The sequence below is a fragment of the Streptomyces bottropensis ATCC 25435 genome, assembly GCF_000383595.1.
In the GTDB taxonomy this organism is placed as follows: Bacteria; Actinomycetota; Actinomycetes; order Streptomycetales; family Streptomycetaceae; genus Streptomyces; species Streptomyces bottropensis.
Map to the genome: position 1 here is coordinate 5223752 of NZ_KB911581.1, position 25749 is coordinate 5249500.

The window sequence follows — 25749 nt, forward strand, 5'->3', positions numbered from 1 at the left end:
CGGGCTCGTGTTCACCGAGATCCGGGTTCATCCTTGGCAACGACTTCACCGGACAGCTCCGCTTCACTGGAAGGCCGGCATGACTTCCTTGATGAACAGCTCCAGGGACTTGCGCTTCTCCTCGTGCGACATGCTGTTGTCGATCCAGAAGCTGTACTCGTCGACGCCGAGTTCCGCATAGGAGCGCAGCCGCTCGATGACCTCGGCCGGGGTACCGATCATCGCGGTCTTGTGCAGTGCGTCCGGCTGGAACTCCGGCCGGCCTTCGAACTTGGATTCAGGGCTGGGCGGCAGGAATCCGTTCTGCGGGGTGGTCTTGTTGCCGAACCAGGCGTCGAAGGTCCGGTAGAAGCGGTTGATCGCCTCCGCGGCCGGGCGCCAGCCGTCGGGCTCGTCCGGGGAGTGGACATGCGTGTGTCGCAGCACCATCAGGTCGGGACGTGGCACCTCTGGATGGTTCGCCACGGCGGTGTCGAACTTCCGCTTGAGATCGGCGACTTCCTCGTCGCCCTTCATCAACGGGGTGACCATGACGTTGCAGCCCTGGGCCACCGCGAAGTCGTGGGAGGCGGGGTCGCGGGCGGCGATCCACATGGGCGGGGTGGGCCGCTGAACCGGCTTGGGCACGCTGGTCGAGGTCGGGAACCGCCAGATCTCGCCGTCGTGGGCGTAGTCGCCCTGCCAGAGGGCGCGGACGGCGGGCACGAGTTCGCGCAGGTGCTTTCCACCGTCCGCCGCAGGCAGTCCGTCCGCCAGCCGGTCGAACTCGAACTGGTAGGCGCCCCGGGCGAGTCCGATCTCCATCCGGCCGTTGCTGATGACGTCGAGCAGCGCACACTCACCGGCGACCCGGATCGGGTGCCAGAACGGGGCGATGACGGTCCCGGCACCCAGGCGGATGGTCGAGGTCTTCGCGGCGAGGTGGGCGAGCAGCGGCATCGGGCTCGGGGAGATCGTGTACTCCATGGAGTGGTGCTCGCCTATCCACACGGTGCCGAATCCCCCGGCCTCGGCCATCAGAGCCAGCTCGGAGAGGTTCTCGAAGAGCTGGCGGTGACTGACCTCCTCGTCCCAGCGCTCCATGTGCACGAACAGCGAAAACCTCATGACTGCTCCTTCGCGCCTGTTCCGGCGGCTTCTGTCGGTGCGGGGTCCATCTCGGTGAGGGTGACGTCACCGGTGGCCCAGTGCGTCCGGGGGACCTCGTGGACGACGACTCGGATGTACTCCGGCCGGGTATGTACGGTGCGCAGGACGGCTGCGTGCACCTCGTGGATCAGCTCCCGGATCTGCGCCGGGGTGCGGCCCTCGGCGAGGGTGATGGCGACCTGTGGCATGCCGGCTCAGCTCCGCATCGTGAAGGGGTCGGCCACGGGCTCCTCGCTCGTGTTGATCCAGACGCTTTTGAGCCGCGTGTATTCCACGATCGTCTCCGTGCCGTGCTCGACGCCCACGCCGCTGGTCTTGAAACCCTGGCGCGGTGACATCGGGGACATGGCGCGGTACGTGTTGACCCACACCGTCCCGGCGTCCAGGCGCGCCGCCATCCGGTGCGCCCGCGACAGGTTCGTCGTCCACACGCCGGCCGCGAGTCCGTACTCGGTGTCGTTGGCCAGACGTACGACCTCGTCCTCGGTGTCGAAGGGCATGACCGCGAGGACGGGGCCGAAGATCTCCTCGCGTACGACGCGCATGGTGTTGTCGACGTCCACGAGGACGGTCGGCTCGTAGAAGTACCCGCCGAGGCCGCCGTCGGTGGCTCGGCCGCCGGTCAGTACCCGGGCGCCTTCGTCGCGACCGAGGTCGACGTACCCGGCGACCTTGTCGCGCTGGCCTTCGAAGGCCAGTGGGCCGAGCTCGGTCTTCTCGTCCAAGGGGTCGCCGATGACGATGGTCCGGGCGCGTTGCGTGACCCGTTCGAGGAGTTCGTCGTAGACGGAACGGTGCGCGAACACGCGGCTTCCGGCGATGCAGGTCTGTCCGGCGGCGGCGAAGATGCCGGCGACGACGCCCATCGCCGCGTTCGGGATGTTCGCGTCCTCGAAGACGATGTTGGGCGACTTGCCGCCGAGTTCGAGCGTCGAGCCGATGAAGCGGCTAGCCGTGGCGGCGGCGATGCGTGCCCCGGTGGCGGTGCTGCCGGTGAAGGAGATCTTCGCGAGGTCGCGGTGGTCGACCAGGGCCTGTCCGGCCTCCGCGCCGAACCCGGTGACGACGTTCACCGCTCCCGGTGGGAAGCCCGCTTCCAGGGCCAGTTCGGCGAGCCTGAGCACCGTTGCCGAAGTGTGTTCGGAGGGCTTGATCACGACGGTGTTGCCGGCGCAGAGCGCGGGCGCCAGTTTGCTGCTGGTCAGCGTCAGCGGGGAGTTCCAGGGAGTGATCGCTCCGACGACGCCGAGCGGCTCGCGGGCCGTGTAGTTCAGCACCTGGCGGTCGGAGGTGGGGATGAAGTCGCCGTGGATCTTGTCAGCCAGTCCGGCGTAATAGTAGTAATACTCCGGCAGGGTGGCGAGCTGGCCGCGCATCTCGCGCAGCAGCTTGCCGTTGTCACGCGTCTCCATGCGGGCCAGGTCCTCGGCGTTCTCGGCGATCAGGTCGCCCAGGCGCCGAAGCAGATGTCCGCGCCGCGTCTGGCTGAGGTCGCGCCAGCGCGGGTCCTCGAACGCCTTCCGTGCGGCGGCCACGGCCTGGTCGATGTCGGCGGCGTTGCCGCGCGCGGCGCGGTACAGGACCTCGCCCGTGGCCGGGTTGCCGCTCTCGAAGTACTCGCCCGAAGCGGGCTCGGCCCATGCTCCGCCGATGAAGTGCCGCAACGTGGCGAGGCCGTTGATGTCAGACATGTGCGCGCTCTCCGATGAAGGTGGTGAGGCACTCGACGAACGCCTCGGGGCGCTCGACGGGCAGCATGTGGCGTGCCTGGGGGATGACCTGTGCACGGCAGTCGGGAAGCGCCGCGGCGAGTCGGCGGGTCATCTCGGGGGTGGACCCCGGATCGTCCTCACCCGTCACCGCCAGGGCGCGTACGCCGATGGCGCCCAGGTCCGCTGCGAGGTCGGCGTCCGCCGTGGCGAACACGCGGTAGCAGCTGAGGAAGGAAGCGACGTCGTTGGCGAGCAGCGTGGCCTCGGTGCGGGCCACCAGGTCGGGGGCGACGCCCGTGCCGTCGTACCACCGCTTGAGCGACGCGGCCGCACTCGCCGTGAAGTCGGCCTCGGCGGTGCGCAGCCGGTCGAGTACGGACGCCCGCTCCGCGGCCGTACGTTCGCATACCGAACTGACCGAACTCAGCGTGGCCACCAGGTCCGGACGGTGCAGCGCCACATGCTGGGCGACCAGGGCGCCCAGCGAGAATCCGACCAGGTGCGAGCCCGCCGGGATCTCGTCGCCCACCCCGGCGGCCAGCTCGGCGAGGGTCACTCCGTCTCTCACCGGCGGACGGGTGCCGTGCCCGGGCAGGTCGGGGGCGACCACGGTGAAACGGTCGGCCAGGAGCGCGGCGGCGGGCTCCCACATGGTGTGGTCGAGCCCGACGCCGTGCAGCAGAACCAGGGTCGGCTTGCTCATGGACGCGCTGCCTACTGCTCGGTCGAGAGCGCTGCCAGGCGCTGCTGGGGGCGCCCCTGGGCGGCCGCGGCGAGAGCGATGACGATCTCGCCCGGATGGGGGGCGTCGCTCAGCCTGACTTCGACGGTTTGGTGGTGCGAGCGGATCGTGGCGTCGGTGATGTGTTTCAGCGGGATGTCGAAGACCACACCGGCGGGCCCGCGCTTCTCGACCGCCGGCAGCAGGGTTGTGGCGTTCGCGGCCTTGCGGAAGTGGTCCCCGAACTTGAGCGTGTGGATCAGCGCCGAGCCGTGCTCGATCTCGCCGTCCAGACCGACGATGGCGGCCTTGCCGTACGCCTCCGCAGGGGCCTCCAGCGCGTCGAGCGCCGCCGGAGCGAGCAGCGCGCCGAGGTCGGAGGCGTGCGCGTCGATGCCGGGCGCGAGGTCCTCGACGAATCCCTGGCCGGCCCAGGGGTTCTCGATCACCGCCGCGACGACCGCGATCCTGGCGGGGCGGGCGAGTGGGCGGCCGCCCTCGGTGCGGATCTCCTCGACGATGGTCACGATCTTGCGGATGCTCATGGGGCGACAACCTCCAGGGTTTCGATGGTGACGACGGGGTCGGTCATACGGTCCCCGATCCGGGGATGCGGGCGCGGCCCCGTCGAGGCCGCCGCGATGACGACGATCTCGTCCGCGCGTGGGGCGTCGGAGACGCGGGCACTGATGGTCTGGTAATGGCTGCGCGTCGAGGCCCGCGTCTTGTGCCAGAGCGGTACTACCAGGGTCTCGCCCGCCTCGGCACGGGTGTCGGCGAAGCAGATGACCGACTCGCCCTGGAGGAACTCCCGCACCAGATTGCCGAAGTACGGGGTGTGAATGAGGGCCCCGGCGTGCTCGATCTCGCCGGCCGCGCCGACGATGGCGGCCTTTCCGAACGCCTCGATCTCGTCCGCGCCACCCAGGGAAGCGACGAGCCGGTCCGTCAGCAACCTGGCGAGCACCGGGGCGACGCGGTTCTGCTCCACGGACAGCTCGGCCGAGGGGCCTGTGCCCAGCCACGGGTTCCGTATGACCGCGGCGATGCTGGCTCTTCGCGTCGGGTGCGCGGGTGCCTTCCCCGCCTCGGTCAGCACGATGTCGCGGTAGAGAACGAGCTTGCGGAGACCGATGCTCTCGTCTGGGTGATCCAGCCACTCTTGCATGGCACAGGACGATAAGTGCCCTCTCTCGGGTCGGTCAAGAGGTTGAGGGAGAGGGTTCCCCAGCAGGTCGGCGACCTCTGCAGCAGGGTCGTGAATAGGATCTTGACCTGCGGATATGGTGTTTGCCGAAAGTCGTGACCTGATTACACGTCTCGAACCCTTGACGCTCCATCGACGTCATGCCTTACTCCTGCTTGTATGCCAGATCAGGTGGCCATCGGCCCCCGGACGCAAGGAGTTCCATGTCCAGTCATCTTGGAACGGACGCCGACACGATGCCCGCGACACCGTCGGGGAGCAGCGAGGCGAGCGCTACGGCAGGCCCGGACACCGGCGCAGGTACGGAGGGCGGCGGCAGACTCGGTTCGGTTTTCTGGACCTCCCTAGGCATCTCCGCCGTCTTCGTGGCCTGGGCGGTGATCTTCAGCGACAACCTCAACAAAGTCACGAATAACTCGCTGAACTGGGTGACAACCACCTTCGGCTGGTCCTATCTGGTGATCACGCTCGCCATCCTGATCTTCCTGGTGTTCCTGGCCTTCAGCCCCGCCGGCGACCTCCGCCTGGGCAAGGACGACGACCGCCCCGAGTTCTCGACGCTCACCTGGTTCGCCATGATCCTCAGCGCGGTCATGGGCATCGGACTGGTCTCCTACGGGGTCGCCGAACCGATCTCCCACCTGGCGTCGCCGCCGCACGGTCTCGCCCAGCCGAACACCCCGGCCGCGGCGGTGCGCGCGCTGCAGTACTCCTACTTCGACTGGGGTCTGCAGGCCTGGGCGATCTTCGCCGTTTTCGGTCTGGCCATCGCGTACTCGACCCACCGCAAGGGCCGGCGCACCCTGGTGAGCCAACTGTTCGTGCCACTGCTCGGCGACCGCGTGAACGGACCGATCGGCAAGACGATCGACGTGCTCGCCGTGTTCGCGACCCTCTTCGGCACCACGACATCCCTGGGCCTCGGAGCACTCCAGGTCAACAACGGTCTCGGCAGGCTGTGGGGGATGCCGGTCAACAACATCAACCAGGTGCTCATCATCGCCGCCGTCACCTCGATCTTCACGCTCTCGGCGGTGACCGGTGTCAGCAAAGGCATCAAGCTCTTGAGCCAGGGCAGCACCCTGCTGGCGATCGCGCTGTTCGTCTTCATACTGGTCGTCGGCCCGGCCGTGTTCATCGCGAACCTGTACATCGAGTCCGTCGGCCAGTGGGCCACCGACTTTTTCCGGATGAGCCTGCAGGGCACCGCGTTCGGCGGGCTTCAGTGGATGCAGTGGTGGACGTACTTCATGATGGCCTGGTGGGTCTCCTGGGGTGCCTTCGTCGGTGTTTTCCTGGCCCGGATCTCGCGGGGCCGCACCATCCGTGGATTCATCATGGGTGTCCTGGTCGTCCCCAGCGTGGTGTTCTTCACCTGGTTCACGGTCTTCGGCGGTACGGCGATCCACATCGACATGTTCGAGGGCGGCGACATCGCCAAGCAGACCGCGGCCGACATCAACAGCGCGTTCTTCGCGACCCTCGACCACTACCCCCTGGCTGACGTCACCTCGGTGGTCGCGATCATCCTGGTCGTGATGTTCTTCGTCTCCGGCGCGGACGCCAACACCTACGTGCTGTCCATGATGACCTCGAACGGATCGCTCACTCCGCGTCGTCCGGTACTCGTCCTCTGGGGCGTCCTCACCGGTGTCACCGCCGTCGTGCTCATGCTCGCCGGCGGGCTGAACGCCCTCCAGAACACCGTCATCGTGACGTCCCTGCCTTTCCTCGTGATCATCGCCGGTCTGGCGGTCTCCTTCTGGAAAGAGCTGAGGGCGGACAGGAAGGAGACGACCGGTGCCGCACTCTGACGCCCGTCGCGCACTCATCGAGAAGGCATGGGCCGCAGCCTGGGGCCAGGGTGACGTCGACGCCCTCGACGCACTGCTGAGCCCGGCGTACCTCCGCCGCCACGGCGACCCGCAACCGCAGGACCTGAACGCCTTCAAGGCCATGATCGTCTCGACCCGGGCGGCCTTCCCGGACCTGGTCACGACCGTCGACGACATCGTGGTCGAGGGAGACAGGGCCGCTGTCCGCTGGCACAGCAGCGGAACCCAGACGAACTCGTTCCTCGGAGTCCCTCCCACCAGACGGCGCGTGCAGGTCAGTGGCGCCACGTTCGCCCGCTTCGAGGGCGACCGGATCGTCGAGGAGCACGTGACGTGGGATCCACGGGCGCTGCTTTCGGCGCTGGGCATCATCCGGGTGGGACAGGACTGACGATCACGATGAACAGGAGCGGTACCGCCATGACCCCCCTCGCCTCGATGCCTGACCTCGGCGTCATGAAGCTGGTGAACCGGCAGTTCGTCACCGGTGTCACGGTCGTGACCGCGATGGACGGTGAGACCCCCAGAGGGCTGGCCGTCAACGCGTTCTCGAGCATCTCGCTCGACCCCCCGACCGTAATGGTGTGCGTCCAGCGCACCTCGTCCACTCACGACTGTCTGTTCGCGGCGGACCATTTGGCGATCAACATCTTGTCCACCGACCAGCTCGACGTCGTCGCTACGTTCGCGGGAAAGGGCGACGACAAGTTTCGGGACGTCGCATGGGAGAGCGGCCCGTTCGGCAGCCCGCTGCTCGCGCGCAGCAGCGCGCAGATGGAGGTGGAGATCCGCGAACGGCTGCAAGCCAGCACCCACACCGTGTTCATCGGCCGCGTGGTGCACGCCGCCGTCGCCGGGAACCATCCGATGGTCTACAGCGCGGGTAAGTTCTTCGACGGTGGCGCGCTCGCGCCGCTGGGATCGACCGACCGAGCGGCGGGCGGCTCGGGGTGACGGAGGAGGGGCCGGTGAATCGCGCAAACAGCGAACGGGCGAGCGAACCGAAGAACGGATCGATGCAGGCCAGGGTGATCGCCGAAATGCGCTTTCGGATCATCAGGGGAGACATGGAGCCCGGGGCTCCGCTCTCGGAGCTCGCCCTCGCGGAGGAGTTCGGCGTCAGTCGTACGCCGGTGCGCGAAGCCCTCAAGCAGTTGCAAACCGAAGGCCTGGTCGAAATCCGGCCCCGCGTCGGGACGTTCGTCACCACTCCCTCCCGTCGCGAGATCACGGAACTCTTCACGATGAAGGAGCTCCTTGAGGGCGCGGCCGCCCGCCTCCTCGCCCGGCGCGGCCGAGTCGCGGAGATCGACCTGCTCGAACGGAACCTGCGCGAGGCCGATGAGGCGGTGAAGCGGGACAACCGGGAGCGGTACGCGGAGCTGGTCCAGGACTTCCACGACCTCCTCATAGCGGGTGCCGACAACAGCAAACTGGAGGCCCACTACCGGATGCTGATGAACCAGCTGGCTTATCCCCGGCTGGTGAACACCTCGCTGAGCCGGCCGGGCCGCGCCCTGCAGTCGGACCGCGAGCACCACCTCGTCCTGGAGCTGATCCTTGACAAGGACGGCGACAGCGCCGAGCAGGTGATGCGCGAGCACGTCCGGGCCAGCCGCCGCGCACTGCTGGCGGGGCTGCCCATGGGCGGTTCGAACGGGGGGGTCGGCGTGGTGGGTTCCTGATACCGGGAGGGCACTGTGTCGGACGGGTTCCGCCTTTTCGGAGGCGGGGCCCGGCTTTCGGATTACGGGGACCTTCCACGGCGGAAATCTCTCCGCGGCATTGTTCAACTCGTCCAGTCTTTTCGTGGGGTGAGGGTATGTCAGGGCGTGGTGGGGCGGGTTGCGGCTGTGTGCCCAGGTGGTAGTGGGCTGGCCTGTGGTGCCGGTGACATGTCCCAGACGGCGTCGAGGCGGAGGCGTCCTGCTTGGGCGCGTCCGCCACGTGGATCGTGACGGGGCGGGTGGTGCCGGAGTCCAGGTCGATGCCGAGGAACATCCGTTGGGGTTGAGGTCCTTCTCGGTGCGCTACCGCACTCCGCGTCGTACGCCGAGGACTTCCCTGGTCCGGTATTCGACGGCGCCGCCGCGTCGGCGATCCTCGCCCCCATCTACGCTCGGGAACCCCACGAGATGTCCAGTAGCGGCCAAGGTGACTCCGACGGTGAAACGACAGCTTCCAGGCGATCTGTGTGCGGTACGTCAACGGGCGAGCGCATCGCCGAGCCAGCGGGACATGGCGATGATGGTGAGCGCGGGGTTTGCCGCGCCGGCCCGGGAGAAGTTTCCGGGGCCGGCCAGGTGGACGCCGGGCAGCCCCTCGACTTGATAAACCGTCATGAGACGTTACTGAGAAGGCTCCTCTGGAGGTCAGGGAGCGACCTTGATGAAGACGTCGTCAAACGGATTGGTGCTCTTGGCGGGGGTGGCGGACAACGGGACGTGATAGGCGACGTTGTTGAATCCCGCCTTCTCGCCGCACACTTTCTTGGTCCCCAGGCTGAAGAGGCTTGCGCCACTGTTGATTGCGACGGCGTTGATACCGGTGTTGTTGCCTGCCGCCGGTCGGGTGTAGACCGCACTGCCACTGTCACCGGGTTCCGAGCACAGATCGCTCTGGATCAAACCACTTACCTGTGTACTCGGCAGGGTTATGTTTCCTGCCGAGTCCCTCTGCGCTGCATAGGTGACCCGGGTGTTCACGAGAGTCACCTTCCCGCAGGACGTGCCGGAGGTGATGCCGTGCATGCAGATCTCCGTGCCGACCGTCGGTGCGGTGATTCCCCGGACCGGGTGGGTCCCGTTGTCGTCAACGACCTGGGGCAACGCGTCGTTGCTGTTGGGGCTGCCGTCGAGGGCGTAGATTCCGTAATCGGACGGGCCGAAATTGAATGAGACCCCGGTTGCCGCCACCGATCCGATCCTGACGGTCTGCTGATTGGCGGCTGGCTGGGGGCTGAAACAGTGTCCGGCTGTGAGGAATCCCGACTGCCCGTTGGCGAGCCCGACAGCGAAAGCAGCCGTGCAAGACGCAGAACCCACGGCGCCGATCGATGCACCGCCGCTCACGTTGATGTGCGCGTGCGGCGCCGAAGCTTCCTGGACGGTTACCGTGACATCGTCGCCGAACTTGAGCGCCGCCTTCGCAGCGGTTGGCAGCCCCTCTGGGGCGAAGAGGTGCACACCGATCTTGTCCGCTATCGGATCGATGCCGACTGAGAAGGCGTCCAGCCCAGGAATGTCTGCGGATTCAATGAGATCGAAGACCTCGTCACGCCGGCCCGAGTCAGCAGCCTTTACCGGGTTAGCGGTATTGGTACTGCCGCTGTTGTCGTTGGCGACACCGATGCCGGCGATGCTGAGGACGGTGAGCAGCCCGATACCGAAGGCGGCGGCCTTGAGAGGTCGAGGACGCCGAGCGAGAGAGCCTTTGGGGGACATGAGTGGTTGCACTCCTTACAGGAATTGGCGCGGACCGGAATGATGGGTCCTGAGGCGGATGGCTAGTTGGAGTTGGGCCCGGTGGTGGAGCCCATAGCGGCATCGAAGACCGCGTCGGCCATGGCCGCGTGGCCGTTGGCGTTGGGGTGGTAGGCCGCCCCGGTGTCCAACTGCGCGACCCCGTCGCTCACCTGATTGATCCACCGATCGCCGGAGTCACACACCCGGTGGCCTTCGAAGAGGCCGTCCGGATCGGCGTACTGAACCCGCTCGCTGGCCCCCGCCACCTCACGAATCAGGTCGTTCATCGAGTCTTGAAGGCCCCTCATACGGTCCCGGTTGTCTTCCGAGATGGACAAGATGCCGCAGTCTCCGGTATCGAAGATCTTCGGATACCCGGAAATGACGATGTTGGCGATCGGCGCCCTCTCGCGGATCTGGGCGAGGAGGTCGGTGAGCGGCTGCCGCAGCGGCGAGATTTTCGGAGCGAGGTTGTTCAACGCCGCTGTGCAGGCCGGTGAACTGGACAGGACGCAGGTGGTCCCGGCGGCGGCGAAGTTCACATCATTCCCGCCAATAGTGATGGTCACCATTTCGACCGATCCTGTTACGGAGCCGAGCTGGTCGTCAATGACGTCCTGTATCTTCGACCCGGTGCACGCCCGGTTGAACATGCTGGACGACTTGGACGGCTGCAGGGCTGCCGCATACTTCGCGAAGAATTGATTCGGATAGGCCAAGTCGTTCCTCTTGCAAGTGGTGTTGACGGCCCCGTTGTAGGTGCTGCTCGCGCCGTGGCCGGAGGAGTACGAATCTCCGAGTGCGATGTAGTCGAGCGTGCCGTCTATGGTGCTGTCGGCGGCATTTGCCATGAACACGGTGACGCCCGACAGTCCGACTGCCGCCAATCCTGCGAACAGCCGGATCTTGAATCGCCGCTTATTACGTGATCTGTAGCCTGCCATCGGTGATCTCCTTACTTTCTCAACGGGACTGTCGACCCGCGATGTTGGTGTCCAACCGATGCCCGTGAGGGACATCGGGAACATGGCGACATGGATGCCGGGCGTATGAGGACTTGCAGTACCACGCACGCGATCTGTGGCAGGCAGTTGACGTGTCCCGGCCTTTCTCGTTCCGAGAGGGGGCAGCGGTACGTCCTCAGCTGTGAGCAGTCAGAAGACTGGGACGGGCGCTCGGTGTCTGACGGTGTGTCATATCGTGGGTAGGTGCGGCAGGATCCGTGGTCATGTCGTTGGGGCTGGAGTCTGCGTCGCGGGAGGATCTGCTCGCGGTGGTCGGACTGCTCCAGCAGCAGAACGAGCAGTTGACAGCGGCCAATGAGCGGTTGACTGCGGGGGTGGCTGAGTTCGAGCGGCGTCTTGGCCGCGACTCGGGCAATTGCTCAATGAAGTCTTCTCGGCAACGTGACGGTTGCGGTGTGTGATGATGCCGGACGGCGGGATGTGACTCGGCATCAGGCCTGGGTGAAGCCCCCGAGAGAGCTCGGACCCGCAACGGCACTCGCGCGCTGGGCGTCTTCAAGCAGGCGGTGCTCGTGCTGCGCTGGTTCGTCGACGGTACCCGGCTGGTCCAACTCGCCCGGGACAACGGCATCTCGGTACCGACCGCCTACCGCTACCTGCACGAAGGGGGCTGACCGTGCTCGCCGACCACACGCCCGATCTGTCCACCGCCCCGGAGAGGGCGACGGCGGCCGGGTACACCCACCTCAACCAGGACGGCGCGGTGATCCGCACCGACCGCGTGGCCACCGTCGGCTCCAGCGGCACGGACCCGTGGGGGTCCGGCAAGCACAAGCACCACGGAGGAATGTCTCTCAGTCCGGAACGACAGGCAGCTCGACCCACGCTGCGTTGCCGCCGGTGTGCAGGGACACTTCGCCGCCGGTGCGGCGGTTCTCCGGGGTGATGTGCAGGAAGGGGAAGGCACGGAACACATCCCGGGAGGCCACCTCGACTACAAGACGGTGACCGGCCTCGAAGACCGTGCTGGTGGGGCCGACCGCGATGTCGATCTGCACGGTCTCGCCCGGCGCGGGCGGATCTTCCTTGTCCTGCCGGTGCACCGGACGGTGCAGCTCGGGCCTCGTGCGATCGCCGTCGAGGGCGCGACGGGACAGCCGCCCCCAGCCGACGCTCACGGGGGTTTCGGGGTTGTCCAGTCCGTAGTACACGACCTCGGTACCGTCCGGGGCGATGTCGCGCAGGCAGACGAACAGGTCGGTGTCACCGGCCGAGGCGGAGACGGTCAGGTGCAGGGTGACCGGACCGATCAGCCGCAGGTCCGTCTCCAGGGGCAGGGAAGCGAACGTCGCGTTCCACGGCTGCTCGCGGGGTTGGTCGACGCCGGCGGCGATGTACGCGCGGACCACGGCGTCGTTCATGTGAACCGCCTGGTGCTCGCCGGCGTCTGCTGAGGGCTTCTCGAACCTCGGCGGTTGGCCCATGGTCGCTTCGAAGGTGACGGCGGAGTCCTCTTCCGGGGACCGTGGTGAGATGGTGTTCGTCCGGCCGTCGAGGTACCACTTGGTCCACCGCGTCCTGGCGAGCGGCCACTCGTGCTCGTGGATCCACTCGATACCGTCCGGCCTGCGCACGGCCAGCTTCAGCGGCGGAACGTCGAGCATGCCGTTGTCGGCGTCCTTGAGCCAGTAGTCCATGAAGCGCTTCTGCTCAGCGAAGCCGTCCTCCTCGTAGTAGGGCTCGATGTGACCGCCGGAATGGGCGCGCAGCCACTTGCGCTCCGAGGCGGCCTGGTCGAACAGGTCGAAGTGCTGTTGCAGCGACAGCATGGCGCTGGTCCAGTTGGCAGCGGTGTAGAACGGCACCGTGATCTGCGACAGGTCCGGCGCCCGCTCGGCCCAGAACTCGTCGTAGAGCGGGTGCTCGGCGGCGACGCTCGGATAGTCGGTCAGGTCGGCCTCCAATGCCTCAGGGGGGAGCCTGTCGCGTCCGTACTGGTTCGGCACGATCCAGGCGTCGAACCACGACCCGAGGAAGAACGTGTTCCTGATGCCTTCCTGGTACACCATGGTGTAGTTGTCGCCGCCCACCTCCCACGGGATGATGCAGGTCAGGTGAGGCGGGCACATCGCGGCCACCGCGATCTGCGTGGCCGAGAGGTAGGAGATGCCGGTGAGACCGACGCGCCCGGTGCACCATGGCTGCTCACCGATGAACTCGATGGCGTCGTGGTAGTCCTCGATGTCGCGCTTCGACCATACGTCGACCACGCCGGGAGAGGCGCCGAGTCCTGCGGCGTCGACGACCACGACCGCGTAGTCGTCAGCCACCCACCGCATGATGTCGGGGGCCTCGTAGACGGCGTAGTCGTTGGTCATCGCGATCTTCTCGTAGACCGCCGGCTCTTTGACCGCGAAGTGGATGTCCTTGCCGTACGGGGTGAAGCACATGACTGCCGGGTGCGGCCCTTCGCCGACGGGGCGGTAGACGTCGGCCATCACGACGCGCCCGCCGACCGTCCGGATCGGTACGTCCTTCTCCACGTACATGTCGCCGTCGGTGAACGAGGTCCGGGGTGCGGGCGTGCTCGGGACAGGTGGCATCTGGATCTCCTTGGATCAGACGATGAGCAGGCAGGGCGGCTCGCTGAGATGTCAGGGCTCGAGGAAGGGTCTGCCTCATCCGGCATGGCGGGAGAGTGGGTAACTGCTGCGTGGGGACGCGTGGCGAGATCGTGCCCAGCAGATGTCGGTAACCGACATGCGATATTGCAGTACTTACTCTGTGGCTGGAGATTAGAGTGCACACTCTATTTCGTCAAGGGAGGTGTCCTCGCCATGCGTGGACCAGTACAGCGGCGTAGCGAGGACTCGACGGTCCGGATGCTCGATGCCGCCCTCGAACTCGCGGCGGGGGACGGCCTGGGTGCCGTCACGATCGCCGCCGTGGCCGAGGGGGCCAGTACCTCGAACGGTTCGGTCTATCACCGGTTCGGCAGCCGTGCCGGGCTCCTGGTCGCGATGATCGACCGATTCCTCGGCCGCGTGGAGAGCGAACTCCGCGGCGAACTCGCCAATGCCACGGCCGAGCCCGACGACGTGGTGGCGCTGGAGATGCTGATCGGCGCCCACATGCGGATCTTCGAGCGCGAGTCCGCACTCTTCTGGGCGTTCATGGTCGAGGGACGCAACGACCCCGCCCTGCGAGAGCGCGGCTTCCAGGCCAGCGGCATCCTGTCGACGGAGATCGCTTCCTGGCTGCGGACCCGCTTCTCCTGCGATCCGGGCCACGCCGACACGGTGTTCCGCATCCTCTTCGGGCTCGGGGTCACGCGCGTCATGTTCGGCGATAGCGAGCTGACCGCGAACTCGTCCACCCCTGACGAGCAGGTGAAGATGGCCCGCGACATCGTGATGGGCCAGCTCGTTCGCGCCCAGGCATCACGGCCGCCGAGCCGGCACCCTCGTCGCAGCCCGCCGTCAACATGATGGTGGTACGGGATCTCGGCGCCCACCAGTAGGCGGCTGCCGACTCGGCATCGCGACGGGCGCTTTCGACAGCCGGATACGCTGCGGGGTACTCGCCCCCAGCTTGCAGCGCCTGGTAGGTGATCGAGGCAAGGCAGGAAGACCTCCCGACGACGGCCGAACGCTACGATTCAGCCGACGCCGACAAGGCCGCCAACTGCCGCAGGCCCCAGAGGCGGCCGCTCGGCCGGGCGGGCGGGTGGATTGGCCGGCCACCCCTGCAGCAGTTCCGCAGGACGTCACCGGGAACGCGCAGCAGGACGCGGTATCCCAGGCAGATCAGCGCTGTCTCGACGGCTCCAGCATCGCCGGGGGCGCCGCCCTGCCGCACCGAGCGTGGCCCTTGCCCACCGGTGGACATGGAACCTGCTGTGGTGTCTGCCGCAGCCAACTCGGTGGACGGGCCGGCTGCACCGCGCCGGTCTTGGCGGCAATTGCGGCGCTACCCACTTCACCATCTGCGGCGCCGCGCCGGTCAGGTCGTGGAGGCACCCGCAGCGGGCGGCGGGTGGGCCGTCATGATGGGTTTCGCCGCCGAACGTGGCGGACTGTCCGGCCTCGTCCGGGTGCAGTTGCCGGCGCCAGACCTCGTCAGGGCCGCGCGCCCGAGGTGGTCAGCATGAGTCGGGCCTCGCTTCCTAGAACCTCCGGCGGGATTGCTCTGGGCCTTCTCCAGTGCCGCCAGAGCTGCCTTGCTGACCTGCGCGCGTCGACCGAGTTCCTCCAGGGACAAACCCGCCAGGGTGCGGGCCGCCCGTAGGTTGTGCGCGACCGTCCGCAGGTCGCGTCCCCCTCGATCATCTGGCCCCCTCATCAGCCACTGCCCACCTCAATGCACCGTGGTCGTTTGATTGAGACATCACGCACCGGCAGGCCTGCGGGGACCGGAGGCGTCAGCGCCCGGCTGACCCGCCGGGCCACGGGGGATCCGTACGGGGTCCGTAAAACCACCGATGGCGCCGCGCGGACCCCTGCGGCGACTGTGTTACTCAGCAAGAGCCAGTCAGGGCCAGCTGAAGCGACCGTCTGCCAGACCCGGCGGTCGTGCGGTCACGGTCTGCGCTTTGCGCACCAGCAGCGGCGTCCCCATGACGTCGGCCGGGCCTGGACCGGCCGACTGCGGACAGGTCCCGTGCCGCTGGGTGCACGCGCCCTGTGATCCGGCCGAAGACCCCTTCCATGCCTTCTCGGCATGCCCCGCTCAAGCCATCGCTGTCCGACCAGTCATACCTATCGCACTTCAGGAGGCACACCATGAGTGTCATCGCACTGCTGACGGGGAGGGCTCCGTGAAACCGTCGCGGATCGTGGTCACCGGGCTGGGGGCGGTGACGCCCCTCGGTGCCGACATGTCCTCCACTTGGGACGCCCTGATGGGCGGGGAGTCAGGGATCACCAAGCTCGATACGCCGTGGGCACCGCAGGCCGCTGTCAAGATCGCCGGACTGGTCCAGCACGATGTCGAGGCGGCCATCGGCCGCGTGAACGCGCGCAGGCTCGACCGTTCCCAGCAACTGGCGGTGCTGGCGGCGCGCGAGGCGTGGGCGGATGCCGGGCTCGGCACTGGGGGTGTGGATCCCGAGCGGGTCGCGGTCGCGGTCGGCTCCGGCGTCGGCGGTGCCCAGACTCTTGAGGACCAGCTCGACGTGCTGGCCCACAAGGGGGCGAGTGGGGTCTCGCCCTACACCGTGCCGCGGATGATACCCAACGGGTCGGCCGCCGCGGTCAGCCTCGACCTGCGGGCGCGGGCCGGGGCACACGCCCCGACCAGTGCCTGTGCCTCGGGAGCCGAGGCACTGTGGCTGGCCGCACTGTTGCTCCACACCCGCCGGGCCGACGTCGTCATCGCCGGTGGGACGGACGCGTTCATCTCCCCGATCAGCATCGCCGGCTTTGCCCGCATCGGTGCCCTGTCCCGGAGCGAGGTCCCCGAAGAGGCGTGCCGCCCCTTCGGCCGATACCGCGACGGGTTCGTGATGAGCGAAGGGGCAGCCGTGCTGATCCTGGAGCGCGAAGAGGATGCCCTGGCCCGTCGGGCCCACCGCTACGCCGTGCTGGCCGGGACTGCGGTCACCTCGGACGCCCACCACATCACCGCCCCCGCACCGGAGGGACAGGTGCGCGCGATTCACCAGGTGCTCGCCGACGCCCAACTCGGCCCAACCGACATCGCGCACGTCAACGCGCATGCCACCGGCACCCCGGTCGGCGATGCCGTCGAGGCCCAGGTGCTGGCCGAGGTGCTGCCGCACCGGCCGAGCGTCACGGCCACGAAAGCCTCCACCGGACATCTGCTGGGCGCGTCGGGTGCGCTGGAGGCCGCCTTCGCCGCCCTGACCCTGACGACCGGCACTGTCCCGGCCATCCGAAACTTCACCGAGCCCGGCGACGGCATCGACCTCGATCTCGTCCACGGCCGCCCGCGAAAGCAGCAGCCGGACGTGGTGCTCTCGACAAGTTTCGGCTTCGGCGGCCACAACGCGCTGATCGTGCTGACCCGTCCCTGACCCCGCCACGCCGTCCGCCCTGCTGCCCCTGTTGGGAGTTGTCCCGTGAACCAGAATGTCGCCCGAAAACTCAAGCCCGTCGGCACCGACGCCTCCGACAACCACTCCCGGCTCGCTGTCATCGATGGGGGCCGGGCCGCATACGTGCCCGGCGTCGATTTCATCGGCCGGCCGTGGAAGCCGCACCAGTCGTCGGGCAGTCCCAAGATGCGCGCCGCACTCCGCAGGGCGTCGGCCACCGAGGACAGCCTGCCCACCCATCGTTCCAGCGTAGACACCCACTTCGGGCAGGACGGTCCCGGGGGCGAGTGGGTGAGCCGGTGGATCGCGCAGGAGGACGGGGACCCCTGCAGCCTGCGGCCGTTCTTGTGTGCGACCCGCTCCGTGAGAGCAGCCGGATCCCCGGCAGCCATATATAGACCCCAGGAAAGGACCGTGGTGATGGACACCGTCACGACAGCCGGGCCTCAGGACGGCCCGACCGACCGCCCGTCATCCAGCGCCTGCGAGGTGCGCGGCGCGGACGACGGCGACCGGTGCATCTACCTGACGTTCGACGACGGCCCCAATCTGTTCTGTACGCCGCAGATTCTCGATGTGCTCGCCGAGCACCGTGCGCTCGCCACGTTCTGCGTGATCGGTGAGTATGCCGCAGGTCATCCGGAGTTGATCCGCAGAATCGTGGCGGAAGGCCACGGCCTGGCCAGCCACACCATGACACACAGGGATCTGTCCCACTGCGCCCCCGAGGAGATCCAGCAGGAGATCTCGAGGGCGAGCGACGTCATCACCGCCATCTCCCCGCAGACGCCACTGCGTCATCTGCGAGCGCCGTACGGGGTCTGGACCGGCGAGGCCCGCGCCGCGGCGGCAGCACTCGGACTGGCGCCCCTCGACTGGACGGTGGACCCGCGCGACTGGTCGCGCCCTGGAGTGGACGCCATCGTCGAGACGGTACTGACCCACATCCGGCCGGGCGGAGTCATCCTCCTGCATGACGGATGCCCGCCGGACGAACTGCCGAGAGGTGACCGCACCCACCTGCGGGAACAGACGGTCGCCGCGCTCCGCCGCCTGATCCCGGCGCTGCGAGACCGCGGATTCGTCTTCCGGACGCTTCCGCTGCCGTCCGCCGCGTCGGCAGCCGAGCTGTCCGCCGACATGCCCGGGGTCCGATGATGGCGGCAGTGACCAGCATCCTGTCCACTGCCGCGTTGACCGTCTCCGTGGCCTATGCGGTCCTCGTGGTCGTCTATCAGGCCGTGCAGGCGCGGTACGTCTGGCGTGCCGACCGCCACAGCCCCACTCCCGTGGACCCCATGGGCGCGCTGCCCAGTGTGGACGTGATCATCCCCTGTTACAACGAGGACCCACTGCTGCTGGCGGAGTGCCTGCGCTCGGTGCTGGCGCAGGACTACGAAGGGCAGCTGCGGGTCTACCTCGTCGACGACGGCTCGGACAACCGCTCCCGTCTGGAGCCTGTGCATGCCGCCCATGCCGACGACCCGCGGTTCACGTTCGTGCCGCTTCCGCACAACGTGGGCAAACGCAAGGCACAGGTCGAGGCGATCCGCCGGTCAGGCGGTGAGCTGGTGGTCAACATCGACTCGGACACCACGATCGAACCCGGTGTCGTGCGAAAGCTGGCCGCGAAGATGGCCGATCCGGCCGTCGGCGGAGCCATGGGCCAGATGGTGGCCCGCAACCGGCACGCCACCTGGCTGACCCGGCTGGTCGACATGGAGTACTGGATGGCCTGCAACGGTGAGCGGGCGGCCCAGTCCGAGTTCGGCGCCGTCATGTGCTGTTGCGGGCCGTGCGCGGTCTACCGGCGCTCGGCTCTCCTCAAAGTGCTCGACCAGTACGAGACCCAGTACTTCCGGGGACAGCCGAGTGACTTCGGTGAGGACCGTCATCTGACGGTCCTCCTGCTCAAGGAGGGCCTGCGCACCGAGTACGTACCCGACGCGAGGGCGGCGACGCTGGTACCCGAGCGTCTACGGCCCTACGCGCGCCAACAACTCCGGTGGGCGCGCAGCACCTTCCGCGACACGGCGCTGGCCGGGCGCCTGCTGCCCCGCCTCGGCCGCTACCTGCTGCTCGACGTGGCGGGTCAGAACCTCGTACCCCTGCTGCTCGTCCTGACCGTACTGACCGGATGCGCGCAGATCGCCACGGCGACGGTTCCATGGGCACCGATACTCGCGATCACCGCGGCGACCACGAGCAACTGCGCGTTCGCGCTCTGGCGCAGCCGAGAGGCGAGGTTCTTCGGCTACGCGCTCCACACAGCCCTCAACATCTTCCTGCTGCTCCCGCTCAAGGCCTATGCGCTGTGCACCCTGAGCGACGCCAGTTGGGGCTCACGCATCCTCCCCGCCATCGCTCCCCGCGGGCACGGCAATGACCTGCCAGGCACCCCGCCACCGGCGCGGGCGGTCACCGGTCCGTTTCCCGCAGTCCGCCCTGGCATCCCACGCCAGGCAAGTGCGCAGCCGGGTGACGAAGCGAGCGAGAGGGGCAGGGCTGAATGGACAGCGGAATCCGCATGGAAAATCTGACCAAGAGCTACGGCTCGGTCCACGCCCTGGAGGGCGTGAGCCTGGACGTGCCGACCGGGAGCGTACTCGGGCTGCTGGGCCCGAACGGGGCCGGCAAGACCACTGCCGTCAAGATCCTTACCACACTGGCCAGACCCGACGACGGCATGGCCTGGGTGGGGGGATTCGATGTCGCCCGCGAGCCCTGGCAGGTGCGTCGCCGCATCGGCGTCTCCGGCCAGGAAACCGCGGTGGATCCCCTGCTGACCGGCACGCAGAACCTCGAGTGGTTCGGCCGGATAGGTCGCCTGAGCCGACGGCAAGCACGTGACCGGGCCCGGCAACTGCTCGAGATCTTCGATCTGACGGAAGTGGCCGGGCGACTCGCCCGGACCTACTCGGGAGGGACCAGACGCCGTCTCGACCTCGCCGTCAGTCTGGTCAGCAGGCCCGAGATCCTCTTCCTGGACGAACCCACGACCGGACTCGATCCGCGCAGCCGTACCGCCACCTGGGACATCGTGAGGGAACTGGTCGACGGCGGAACGACCTTGCTGCTCACCACTCAGTACCTGGAGGAAGCGGACCGGCTCGCCGACCGCGTCGCCGTGATCGACCGGGGCCGCCTCCTGGCCGAGGGCACCGTGGAGGAGCTCAAGACCCGAACCAGCGACGACCGCATCGAGATCGTCGCGAGCAGCCTCGAACTCGTGCCCAAGGCCAGGACCGTTGTCTCCCGCTTTTCGACATCCCCCCCCGTCGTCGTGTGGTCGGAACGACGGATATGGGCCATGGCGCCACATGAACGGGGCCTGCTCACTCGGCTGATGCGCGACATGGACGCCGCAGGAATCGAACTGGATGACGTCGAGCTGCGCCGACCGACCCTGGACGATGTCTTCCTCCAACTCACGGGCCGTCCGGCCGAGGCCCCTCGTCATGGAGAGGACGTGGTCCGATGACTCAGCACCCGCTCCCCGAGTACCTCGTGGAAACGCCGAGCGGCGATCAGGCCGTCATAGTCCGTACCGACCGAGCCTCACCCGCCACGCCGCGCCGAAAGAGGAAACGCCCGAAAAGCCCGCCGGTCGAATTCCTCATCGACGTGCACATGCTGACCGTGCGCCTGCTCATGCGCATGCGCCGCGAGACAGATCAGCTTGTCTACGGCATCGTCCAGCCGGCCGTCTTCACCCTCATGCTGACCTACGTACTCGGCAACGCGGTCAAGCTTCCCCCCGGTACCCGTTACGCCGACTACGCCATCTCCGGCCTGCTGGCCCAGACGGTCGTGACCACCGCCATTGTCACCGCCACCGCGGTCGCGTACGAACTGTCGGAGAAGATGATCGACCGGCTCCGTACGCTCCCGGTGTCCCGACTCAGTATCCTGGCGAGTTGCACCAATGCCAGTCTGGTGAGGTCGCTCATCACGGTGGTCGTCACGGCGGTCTGCGGCTTCGCCGCGGGGTGGCGGACGCACAACGGGGCCGGCGGCCTGTTCGCCGCCTTTTTCGTGCTGCTGTTGTTCGGGCTGGCGATGGGCTGGCTCGGAGCCCTGATCGGTGTGTCGGTCAGCAGCCCCCAAGCCGCCGCAGGTGCGGCAACGGTCTGGCTCCTTCCGATCATGTATGTATCGAATGCGCTCGTCCCCGTGGACAGCATGCCGGGCTGGCTGCAGCCTGTCGCCGAATGGAACCCGATGTCCGCCGTCACCACAGCCAGCCGCCAATTGTTCGGAAATCCCGCGGCGCCCGGCGCCGAGGGCATTTGGCCTACCGAGCATCCCGTCATGGTGTCGCTCTCCTGGTCGCTGGTGATCATTTTGGTCACCGCCCCGATAGCCGTCAAAAAATTCCTTCGCCACACCGCCCCATGACACCGCAGCCGCGAGAATCGGGACAGTCCGTGCCCGTTAAGGCGCTGAAGCAACGAGCGGAGAACGACTCATGAAGTCACAGGTTCAGTGGAAGACGTACTGGGAGCATGAGCTCAAGCCGAGTGACCACGCAGAACTCGCCGAGTACTTCCGAACCCTGTATGGAGAGGTCAATGCGTGGGCCTTCGAGGGCAACCGCAGCTTCGCTCTGGGAGGAGCGAGGCCAGAATTCAGAATCATCGGGTACGACGACAAGGGGGTGGCGGCGCACACCGGCGTACTGCGCCGATTCCTCAGAGTAGGAACAGTGGACCAGCTCGTCGCCGACTGTGGCTTGCTCGGGGTGCGGCCGGATCTCCAGCGATCGAGAGTCAGTTATGATTTGTTGGTCGCGGTTCGCTCGGCGGTGATGGAGCTGAAGGTCCCGTTCGCGTTCGGAGCCATGCGAGAGGAGTTGCGTAGATTGGTTCTGAGGGCCAACGCGACCATCCTGCCTGATGTCCAGGTACGAGCCACCAGCCAGTGGGACCCTGCCGAGATGGTTATCGAGGACCACTTCGTCTACATCGATCCCATCATGCAGCCTGTGGAAGAATGGCCCCCCGGGAAACTCATCGACCGTAACGGTCCTCCCCTCTGACGCGCCTTCAGGTTGAGATCCCCCCGAAGTCTCCGGGCGAGTGATCCCTTGAGATTCCTGAGCGTATCGATGAGAGAGACGTCCGTACGGAACCTACCCACGACCAGGCTGTTGGCGACTCACAGCCGGCACTCCTGGACGAAAGGAAAGCGTCACTCACTCGCGAGTGATCGCCTATATCGGTTTCCGGTCAGGATCCGTTGTCACAACGTCCTAGGTTTCCGGCAGTTGCTGCCGGTACTGCTCGACACAACCGGACTCAGATGATGGCCGCACTCTCGGTCAACGGTGGATTCGGTTGCCGTAGCGGGCGGGCGAATAATCCGTCGCCGCGCCTGCCGCGTAGTAGGCGTACGCGGTGCCATGGTGGGGAAGCCGTGCAGGAGGTATTTCCAGGGAATTCTCGTGCAGTTGACGCCGACATATATTATTGCCTCTTTGAGTGGTAATCCCTAGTTTTCCCGCCATGTCGCTCGGCCTGCTTTCGATCACCTCGGAACTCGGAGCCCAGATACCTCTCGGCAACCGGGGACATAACGAATTTACAGTCGCGTGCCTGCGGGCGTGACGGGTATTCCGCGACACTGGACCGCGATGTCGCGGTGACGAATTCCGAAATCTTGCGAAGGAATTGACTAAATGGAACAGAATTGCGCCCCTCGTCCAACCAGGCGGCTGATCGCCGATCTGGAAGGGCTGCTGGGAGATCCGCTCGCCCCCTCCGGTCCCTTCTCCTTCGCCGAGACCGTCGCCCACGAGGAGCGTGACGCGCTACCGCCCGGAGCCGTCGAGGCCCTGCACGAATGGGGGCTGACAAGCTGTCTTGTCCCGCAGTCCGTGGGCGGCAGGCTGCTCAGCGGGGAGGCGGCGCAGGCACTGATCCGCTCGGTGGCGCGCCGCAACCTGACGATGGCGGTGAAGTACGGCTCGTCCTGGCTGGGCACTGGCCCGGTGTGGCTGTGGGGCACCCCCGCGCAGACCAAGCTCGTGGCCGAGGGCGTGCTGGCCGGTGACGCGGCGTGCTTCGGCGTCTCCGAGGCGGACGTCGGCAGTGACTTGATGGCTACCGCCACCACCGCCCGCCTGGACGGCGACCACTACATCGTCGACGGCGAGAAGTGGCCGGTGGGCAACGCCACGCAGGGACGCTTCGTCACCCTACTGGTCCGCGGTCCCAGCGGCCCGGTGGTGCTGCTGGCGGACAAGGAGGACCTGCCGCCCGGCTCCTGGACGCCCAAGTCGGCAGTGCGCACGGTCGGGATGCGCGGCCACGACCTGAGCGGTATCGCCCTCCACGGCACACCCGTCCCCGCCGACGCCGTCATCGGCCAGCCCGGCCGCGGCGTCCGCGACATGCTCCGCTGTATGCAGATCACCCGGACCATGATCGGCGGGATTTCCATGGGCGCGATGGACGCGGCCCTGCGGATCGGGCTCGACTACGCGCACCAGCGTGAGCTGTACGGCCGGCCGATCCTCCGGATCCCGGTGGTGCGCGAACACCTCGTCGGCGCACACCTGGACTTGCTGGTGGCCGAGTGCACGGCGATTCCGGCGGCGCGGGCATTCAGTGTCGTACCGGCGCGCATGGCCCTGTGGTCGTCGGTCGTGAAGTACCTCGTGCCGGTGATCGGGGAGGAGGTACTCGAGCACGTGGCCAAGGTGCTCGGCGCCCGGAGTTATCTGCGGGAGCTCGTCGCCTCCGGTGCCTTCCAGAAGATCCGCCGGGACCACCCCATCACCACGATCTTCGAAGGCACCACGCACGTCATGCTCCATCTCATCGCCACCCAGTTGACGACACTGGCCAAGGTGTACGACAGTCCCGCCCCCGGATCGGAACAGGTGCTGAGCGAGCTGTTCGACCTCTCCCGTGAGGCCCCCCTGTGGGTGCCGGACGGTGACGAACTCGGGCTGACGACGCGCGGGCAGGACGAGATCACCCGGTCCTGGCGCGGCGCACTCACCGAGCTGGCCGGACTTGCCGCGACACGCTGCACGCCGCAGCAGGCCGCTGATCTCGCGGAGGTGACGGCCGCGCTGGACCGGCGGCGCTCCGCGCTGTACGACGGACTGTCCGAGCGCGGCGTGGACGCCCGCTCGGTCATCGGCTCCCGGGCGGCGGCCGAGCACTGTGTGCACCATGCGGCTGCCTCGTGCGTGCAGGTCTGGCTGCACAACCAACAGGCCGAACCGGACATCGGTTGGCTGATCCTGGTGCTGCGGCGGCTGCTGCAGCGGCTCGACCCCGCTGTGCTCCTGGACGAGCAGGAGCACCATCTGCCCCGGTTCGAGGCTGTCATCGAGCGCTGCCGCGCCGAGAAACGTTACTTCTCGCTCGACGCCGTGCTGGAGTGACGCCGGACATGATGGGGCCTCACCAAAGCGCACATCTTCTTCCACAGCTCCCGGGTGACGGACGACGGCGTACGCGCCGTCGAGCCAGTGGGTCCTAGCAGTTGAGCGGTGCGGAGGTGTCGGCGCGTCCAGCGCGTCACAATAGATGCCCTCGATCTTGGTGTTGTTGTGACCGGTGTCGATGTACGCGGCGATCTCAGGCACCAGCGGTCGACGGGGTGTCGAGACAGGGCGATTGCAACGTCCCGGTGGCTCGGAGTGCGTAGGTCAAGGCGGTGTGACGATGCGATGTGGCTGCGCGACCGGATGCTACGACGGTGTCGCGGGCTCGGTAGGGCTTGGGGCGCGGCGCCGGGCCGATCTCGGCGGATGCTTCCCGAGACGCCGCCCACGGCGGTCGCGGCCGAGACCAACGGCCGTCCCGGTCGAGGCGCCGGCGGTCCACTCCCCGGACCCCGAATTCTCTCCCTGAACTGATGTGAGAAAGAGGTTGCAATGACTTCCAGTCACTTCGCGGCGGACCCCGGCAGTCTGGCGAAGACCGCACCCAGTGTGGGGGCATACTCCGACCTGATGAGGCAGGTCGTCTCCCGACTGCAGTCGCGCCTCGCCGAACTCGGCGACTGCTGGGGCGACGACTCGATGGGAAAGCAGGGTGACTCTGCTGCGCAATTCCGTGCTGGGTGACGGCCCTGGGGCTGCCGATCGGTAAATCGTCGATCCTGGTGGGGATTACGGGAGGGTGGGGCCGTGCACGGCGATCGCGGCGAGTTGTGGTGCCGTGGTCACAGTGAGGGTGCCGGCGGGGACCTTGTCCCCGAGCGCGGTGAGCACGGGGGCGACCTCATGGAGGCTCGCGCCGATTCTGCTCTTGGCCAGGCTGGTCCACCTCGGCGAGAACGGCGTTCGTGATGGATCAGCCCTTCTTGAGGAGGAAGTCGACAAGCTCGTCGGAGACAGAGAGCCGCCCGCCGTCGCCGGGACCGCCGTCGGGCCGGTCATGAGGTCTATGCCGCCAGCGCGTTGTCGGTGGTGGCGACGGTACTGCCGGCGCGATGGTGCCTGGCGGGCCGACGTGGCAGGCCGCGCACTGTGGGCGTATCCCGCTGTGCCTCGCGCCGGACGGCGCTGGGGGATGGTCGGGGCACGGGCTGCGCCGGGTGCACCGGCTGGGCAGGGCCTGTCGATGGACCTGGCATGCACTCAGCGGGCGGTGCGCGAGGCTGAAGGCATCGTGCACGGTCA

At 67.4% G+C, this 25749-nt stretch carries 24 protein-coding genes and 3 pseudogenes; 15 read left to right on the forward strand and 12 right to left on the reverse strand.

Annotated elements, in window-relative coordinates; genetic code table 11:
* Positions 1 to 63: 63 nt before the first annotated feature.
* Genes STRBO_RS0123205 through STRBO_RS0123230 form a run of 6 tightly spaced genes read right to left on the reverse strand, consistent with a single transcriptional unit; the run spans position 64 to position 4750 of the window.
* Entirely contained in the window at positions 64 to 1107 is a 1044-nt protein-coding gene (locus STRBO_RS0123205; RefSeq protein ID WP_005476165.1) for an LLM class flavin-dependent oxidoreductase, read from the reverse strand.
* A complete protein-coding gene (locus tag STRBO_RS0123210) occupies positions 1104 to 1337 on the reverse strand; it encodes a tautomerase family protein (RefSeq protein ID WP_005476166.1) in 234 nt (77 codons plus the stop codon). Before STRBO_RS0123210 ends, STRBO_RS0123205 begins: the two co-directional genes overlap by 4 nt.
* A 6-nt stretch (positions 1338 to 1343) precedes the next feature.
* Positions 1344 to 2840, reverse strand: a complete 1497-nt coding sequence (locus STRBO_RS0123215) for an aldehyde dehydrogenase (protein ID WP_005476167.1) — start codon at positions 2838 to 2840, stop codon at positions 1344 to 1346.
* Positions 2833 to 3564 carry an alpha/beta fold hydrolase gene (locus STRBO_RS0123220; protein WP_005476168.1) on the reverse strand — a complete coding sequence of 244 codons (732 nt, stop codon included), beginning with the start codon at positions 3562 to 3564 and terminating at the stop codon, positions 2833 to 2835. The genes STRBO_RS0123215 and STRBO_RS0123220 overlap by 8 nt, the downstream gene beginning before the upstream one ends.
* 11 nt (positions 3565 to 3575) lie before the next feature.
* Complete coding sequence (locus STRBO_RS0123225) at positions 3576 to 4127, reverse strand: amino acid synthesis family protein (protein WP_005476169.1); 552 nt, start codon at positions 4125 to 4127, stop codon at positions 3576 to 3578.
* Positions 4124 to 4750: an amino acid synthesis family protein gene (locus tag STRBO_RS0123230; protein WP_005476170.1), complete on the reverse strand. Its 627-nt coding sequence runs from the start codon at positions 4748 to 4750 to the stop codon at positions 4124 to 4126. The genes STRBO_RS0123225 and STRBO_RS0123230 overlap by 4 nt, the downstream gene beginning before the upstream one ends.
* A gap of 242 nt (positions 4751 to 4992) precedes the next feature.
* On the opposite strand from STRBO_RS0123230, the gene STRBO_RS0123235 reads away from it, so the two are divergent.
* Genes STRBO_RS0123235 through STRBO_RS40390 form a run of 4 tightly spaced genes read left to right on the forward strand, consistent with a single transcriptional unit; the run spans position 4993 to position 8309 of the window.
* On the forward strand, positions 4993 to 6603 hold the full coding sequence (locus tag STRBO_RS0123235; RefSeq protein ID WP_005476171.1) for a BCCT family transporter: 1611 nt from the start codon (positions 4993 to 4995) through the stop codon (positions 6601 to 6603).
* Positions 6590 to 7015, forward strand: a complete 426-nt coding sequence (locus STRBO_RS0123240) for an ester cyclase (protein WP_005476172.1) — start codon at positions 6590 to 6592, stop codon at positions 7013 to 7015. The genes STRBO_RS0123235 and STRBO_RS0123240 overlap by 14 nt, the downstream gene beginning before the upstream one ends.
* A 29-nt stretch (positions 7016 to 7044) precedes the next feature.
* Positions 7045 to 7578 (forward strand): flavin reductase family protein, encoded by a 534-nt coding sequence (locus STRBO_RS0123245; RefSeq protein ID WP_020114850.1) that lies wholly within the window; start codon positions 7045 to 7047, stop codon positions 7576 to 7578.
* 14 nt (positions 7579 to 7592) lie between these two features.
* Positions 7593 to 8309 carry a GntR family transcriptional regulator gene (locus STRBO_RS40390; protein ID WP_020114851.1) on the forward strand — a complete coding sequence of 239 codons (717 nt, stop codon included), beginning with the start codon at positions 7593 to 7595 and terminating at the stop codon, positions 8307 to 8309.
* Positions 8310 to 8828: 519 nt separating this feature from the next.
* Here STRBO_RS40390 and STRBO_RS43830 read toward each other — a convergent pair.
* From STRBO_RS43830 to STRBO_RS0123270, 3 genes are all read right to left on the reverse strand, one after another.
* A complete protein-coding gene (locus STRBO_RS43830; protein ID WP_005476175.1) occupies positions 8829 to 8966 on the reverse strand; it encodes a hypothetical protein in 138 nt (45 codons plus the stop codon).
* Between the two features lie 30 nt (positions 8967 to 8996).
* Complete coding sequence (locus STRBO_RS42965; protein WP_005476176.1) at positions 8997 to 10067, reverse strand: S1 family peptidase; 1071 nt, start codon at positions 10065 to 10067, stop codon at positions 8997 to 8999.
* A gap of 62 nt (positions 10068 to 10129) precedes the next feature.
* Positions 10130 to 11032: an SGNH/GDSL hydrolase family protein gene (locus tag STRBO_RS0123270; protein ID WP_158690942.1), complete on the reverse strand. Its 903-nt coding sequence runs from the start codon at positions 11030 to 11032 to the stop codon at positions 10130 to 10132.
* Positions 11033 to 11316: 284 nt separating this feature from the next.
* Between STRBO_RS0123270 and STRBO_RS0123275 the strand changes: the two genes are divergently transcribed.
* Together STRBO_RS0123275 and STRBO_RS40395 are read left to right on the forward strand one after the other, a co-directional pair.
* Complete coding sequence (locus tag STRBO_RS0123275; RefSeq protein WP_020114855.1) at positions 11317 to 11514, forward strand: hypothetical protein; 198 nt, start codon at positions 11317 to 11319, stop codon at positions 11512 to 11514.
* Between the two features lie 57 nt (positions 11515 to 11571).
* Positions 11572 to 11900 (forward strand): annotated as a pseudogene (locus STRBO_RS40395) (IS5/IS1182 family transposase); the annotation flags it as partial.
* A 7-nt stretch (positions 11901 to 11907) separates the two neighbouring features.
* On the opposite strand, the gene STRBO_RS0123285 reads toward STRBO_RS40395, so the two are convergent.
* Positions 11908 to 13656 carry a CocE/NonD family hydrolase gene (locus STRBO_RS0123285; protein WP_005476179.1) on the reverse strand — a complete coding sequence of 583 codons (1749 nt, stop codon included), beginning with the start codon at positions 13654 to 13656 and terminating at the stop codon, positions 11908 to 11910.
* Positions 13657 to 13890: 234 nt separating this feature from the next.
* Here STRBO_RS0123285 and STRBO_RS0123290 point away from each other — a divergent pair, with 234 nt between their 5' ends.
* On the forward strand, positions 13891 to 14541 hold the full coding sequence (locus STRBO_RS0123290; RefSeq protein WP_237547637.1) for a TetR/AcrR family transcriptional regulator: 651 nt from the start codon (positions 13891 to 13893) through the stop codon (positions 14539 to 14541).
* Positions 14542 to 15137: 596 nt separating this feature from the next.
* On the opposite strand, the pseudogene STRBO_RS44810 reads toward STRBO_RS0123290, so the two are convergent.
* Positions 15138 to 15394: pseudogene (locus STRBO_RS44810) on the reverse strand (helix-turn-helix domain-containing protein); the annotation flags it as partial.
* 475 nt (positions 15395 to 15869) lie between these two features.
* Between STRBO_RS44810 and STRBO_RS0123295 the strand changes: the two are divergent.
* The 8 genes from STRBO_RS0123295 (at position 15870) to STRBO_RS40400 (ending at position 25191) form a co-directional block, all read left to right on the forward strand.
* Positions 15870 to 17087, forward strand: coding sequence for a beta-ketoacyl-[acyl-carrier-protein] synthase family protein (locus STRBO_RS0123295; protein ID WP_005476193.1), 1218 nt, complete (start codon positions 15870 to 15872; stop codon positions 17085 to 17087).
* A 45-nt stretch (positions 17088 to 17132) separates the two neighbouring features.
* Positions 17133 to 18266, forward strand: coding sequence for a chitooligosaccharide deacetylase NodB (gene nodB, locus STRBO_RS0123300; RefSeq protein ID WP_005476195.1), 1134 nt, complete (start codon positions 17133 to 17135; stop codon positions 18264 to 18266).
* Entirely contained in the window at positions 18266 to 19648 is a 1383-nt protein-coding gene (nodC, locus tag STRBO_RS0123305; protein WP_037627508.1) for a chitooligosaccharide synthase NodC, read from the forward strand. Before nodB ends, nodC begins: the two co-directional genes overlap by 1 nt.
* Positions 19618 to 20589 carry a daunorubicin resistance protein DrrA family ABC transporter ATP-binding protein gene (locus tag STRBO_RS0123310; RefSeq protein ID WP_005476199.1) on the forward strand — a complete coding sequence of 324 codons (972 nt, stop codon included), beginning with the start codon at positions 19618 to 19620 and terminating at the stop codon, positions 20587 to 20589. The genes nodC and STRBO_RS0123310 overlap by 31 nt, the downstream gene beginning before the upstream one ends.
* A complete protein-coding gene (locus STRBO_RS0123315) occupies positions 20586 to 21506 on the forward strand; it encodes an ABC transporter permease (protein ID WP_020114860.1) in 921 nt (306 codons plus the stop codon). The genes STRBO_RS0123310 and STRBO_RS0123315 overlap by 4 nt, the downstream gene beginning before the upstream one ends.
* 70 nt (positions 21507 to 21576) lie before the next feature.
* Positions 21577 to 22146 (forward strand): NodA family N-acyltransferase, encoded by a 570-nt coding sequence (locus STRBO_RS0123320; RefSeq protein ID WP_005476203.1) that lies wholly within the window; start codon positions 21577 to 21579, stop codon positions 22144 to 22146.
* Positions 22147 to 22785: 639 nt separating this feature from the next.
* Positions 22786 to 24504 carry an acyl-CoA dehydrogenase family protein gene (locus STRBO_RS0123325; RefSeq protein ID WP_005476205.1) on the forward strand — a complete coding sequence of 573 codons (1719 nt, stop codon included), beginning with the start codon at positions 22786 to 22788 and terminating at the stop codon, positions 24502 to 24504.
* Positions 24505 to 24999: 495 nt separating this feature from the next.
* A complete protein-coding gene (locus tag STRBO_RS40400) occupies positions 25000 to 25191 on the forward strand; it encodes a WXG100 family type VII secretion target (protein ID WP_020114861.1) in 192 nt (63 codons plus the stop codon).
* A gap of 45 nt (positions 25192 to 25236) precedes the next feature.
* Here the strand turns inward: STRBO_RS40400 and STRBO_RS44815 are convergent.
* A pseudogene (locus STRBO_RS44815) lies at positions 25237 to 25510 on the reverse strand (ISAzo13 family transposase); the annotation flags it as partial.
* Positions 25511 to 25749 lie beyond the last annotated feature (239 nt).

Bases quoted from the DNA above. Each gene is read 5' to 3' on its own strand.
- STRBO_RS0123205 (WP_005476165.1), bottom strand. From the start codon at position 1,107: ATGAGGTTTTCGCTGTTCGTGCACATGGAGCGCTGGGACGAGGAGGTC.
- STRBO_RS0123210 (WP_005476166.1), bottom strand. From the start codon at position 1,337: ATGCCACAGGTCGCCATCACCCTCGCCGAGGGCCGCACCCCGGCGCAG.
- STRBO_RS0123215 (WP_005476167.1), bottom strand. From the start codon at position 2,840: ATGTCTGACATCAACGGCCTCGCCACGTTGCGGCACTTCATCGGCGGA.
- STRBO_RS0123220 (WP_005476168.1), bottom strand. From the start codon at position 3,564: ATGAGCAAGCCGACCCTGGTTCTGCTGCACGGCGTCGGGCTCGACCAC.
- STRBO_RS0123225 (WP_005476169.1), bottom strand. From the start codon at position 4,127: ATGAGCATCCGCAAGATCGTGACCATCGTCGAGGAGATCCGCACCGAG.
- STRBO_RS0123230 (WP_005476170.1), bottom strand. From the start codon at position 4,750: ATGCAAGAGTGGCTGGATCACCCAGACGAGAGCATCGGTCTCCGCAAG.
- STRBO_RS0123235 (WP_005476171.1), top strand. From the start codon at position 4,993: ATGTCCAGTCATCTTGGAACGGACGCCGACACGATGCCCGCGACACCG.
- STRBO_RS0123245 (WP_020114850.1), top strand. From the start codon at position 7,045: ATGACCCCCCTCGCCTCGATGCCTGACCTCGGCGTCATGAAGCTGGTG.
- STRBO_RS43830 (WP_005476175.1), bottom strand. From the start codon at position 8,966: ATGACGGTTTATCAAGTCGAGGGGCTGCCCGGCGTCCACCTGGCCGGC.
- STRBO_RS42965 (WP_005476176.1), bottom strand. From the start codon at position 10,067: ATGTCCCCCAAAGGCTCTCTCGCTCGGCGTCCTCGACCTCTCAAGGCC.
- STRBO_RS0123270 (WP_158690942.1), bottom strand. From the start codon at position 11,032: ATGGCAGGCTACAGATCACGTAATAAGCGGCGATTCAAGATCCGGCTG.
- STRBO_RS0123275 (WP_020114855.1), top strand. From the start codon at position 11,317: ATGTCGTTGGGGCTGGAGTCTGCGTCGCGGGAGGATCTGCTCGCGGTG.
- STRBO_RS0123285 (WP_005476179.1), bottom strand. From the start codon at position 13,656: ATGCCACCTGTCCCGAGCACGCCCGCACCCCGGACCTCGTTCACCGAC.
- STRBO_RS0123290 (WP_237547637.1), top strand. From the start codon at position 13,891: ATGCGTGGACCAGTACAGCGGCGTAGCGAGGACTCGACGGTCCGGATG.
- nodC (WP_037627508.1), top strand. From the start codon at position 18,266: ATGGCGGCAGTGACCAGCATCCTGTCCACTGCCGCGTTGACCGTCTCC.
- STRBO_RS0123310 (WP_005476199.1), top strand. From the start codon at position 19,618: ATGGACAGCGGAATCCGCATGGAAAATCTGACCAAGAGCTACGGCTCG.
- STRBO_RS0123315 (WP_020114860.1), top strand. From the start codon at position 20,586: ATGACTCAGCACCCGCTCCCCGAGTACCTCGTGGAAACGCCGAGCGGC.
- STRBO_RS0123320 (WP_005476203.1), top strand. From the start codon at position 21,577: ATGAAGTCACAGGTTCAGTGGAAGACGTACTGGGAGCATGAGCTCAAG.
- STRBO_RS0123325 (WP_005476205.1), top strand. From the start codon at position 22,786: ATGGAACAGAATTGCGCCCCTCGTCCAACCAGGCGGCTGATCGCCGAT.
- STRBO_RS40400 (WP_020114861.1), top strand. From the start codon at position 25,000: ATGACTTCCAGTCACTTCGCGGCGGACCCCGGCAGTCTGGCGAAGACC.